An 859-nucleotide genomic window follows, 5' to 3' on the forward strand; every position below is an offset into this window, starting at 1 on the left:
CCTTCTCACTGAATGGCAAAGGATAACATTATAATATTTTCAAAAGAAGAAAAATTAATTGCAAGAGGAAGTGGTTCCAGTAGAATCGAACAAATTATTGAAAATACCATTTCGGTTGAAGTATTATCAAACCAGATACAAAATATCCAGAATCAGATTCTTGAACTTCTGGATTTTCAAATTGATGCAAGTAAGAACTATCAACTTGAAGAAGTAGAAATAAGTGCTGAAGTTAGTGCGGATGGAAAAATTGGTATTTTAGGCGTGGGTACCCAAGTTGGAGCCAAAGGAGGCATAGTATTTAAATTTAAAAGAAAACCAGATAAGAGCTAAGTTTCTTCCAATTGGAATTTAATGACTTTACCTTTAGTCTTCTTGGCGACGTATACTGGATGAGCCAGATGGTTGAGACCACCAAAAACGGAAAATTGAGCCATCCAATATTTGGCTTTACTGTTTTGAAAATCAAATTTTTATGTTAGTTTCAAAGGTGCTCAATTTTATCAGGCCAGTGTGGTATACTATGTCCGGCGTTTCCACTCTAGTTGAAATAAAAATTTTCTGTTGCCAGGTCTGAGATGCTAAATTGCGCCACTAAAGAATCCATAAGAGTTTGATTTAATCTTATCCACGATTCTTCATGATTTTCAAAAATATCAATTTGTTTACTGTCCAATGTGATGGGTTCCGTTAGCTGAATTTTTCTATTAGTAAACATGTTAGATGAATCTTCCATGATTAGTATTTGATTGATTATATCGTCTCCATATTTATTTTTATGATTCAATATAGACTGTAATATCTTTAATCTATCTTTTAAAATAATTGAGTCTCTAAAAAATGAGGGCCTCCTATATAT

2 protein-coding genes are annotated in these 859 nt (G+C 32.6%); one reads left to right on the forward strand and one right to left on the reverse strand.

Features of this window, described 5'->3' with window-relative positions:
- Positions 1–12: 12 nt before the first annotated feature.
- Entirely contained in the window at positions 13–333 is a 321-nt protein-coding gene (locus A7D14_RS06700; RefSeq protein WP_067031822.1) for a hypothetical protein, read from the forward strand.
- A 208-nt stretch (positions 334–541) separates the two neighbouring features.
- Here the strand turns inward: A7D14_RS06700 and A7D14_RS20215 are convergent.
- The coding region (locus tag A7D14_RS20215) for a hypothetical protein (protein ID WP_218058511.1) at positions 542–859 on the reverse strand (318 nt) is incomplete at its 5' end.

The organism is Allomuricauda sp. CP2A (assembly GCF_001683915.1).
In the GTDB taxonomy this organism is placed as follows: domain Bacteria; phylum Bacteroidota; class Bacteroidia; order Flavobacteriales; family Flavobacteriaceae; genus Flagellimonas.

Excerpts from the sequence above, each read along its gene's own strand:
- A7D14_RS06700 (WP_067031822.1), top strand. The coding sequence starts at position 13 with ATGGCAAAGGATAACATTATAATATTTTCAAAAGAAGAAAAATTAATT.